At 57.5% G+C, this 212-nt stretch carries 1 pseudogene; it reads right to left on the reverse strand.

What is annotated here, in order from left to right:
* A pseudogene (locus AUR65_RS20395) lies at positions 1-212 on the reverse strand (VirB4 family type IV secretion system protein); the annotation flags it as partial.

A 212-nucleotide genomic window follows, 5' to 3' on the forward strand; every position in this document is an offset into this window, starting at 1 on the left:
CCGATGCGGTCCTTGCTCTGTTCGATCGACCGGATGAAGTTCTCTTTCGCACCGAACGATTTGCCAGAGCCCGTGTCTCCCACCGTAAACATCGCATAGCCGTTATCGCGGGCGAACGGGTCGATGACGACCGGACTCTGGTTGTCCTTGTGAATCCCGAACTCAACGCCCCCTTCTTCGAGAATCGTCGCGTTGTGTGGCGACGCTAAGAG

The organism is Haloferax marisrubri (assembly GCF_001469875.2).
Taxonomy (GTDB): Archaea; Halobacteriota; Halobacteria; order Halobacteriales; family Haloferacaceae; genus Haloferax; species Haloferax marisrubri.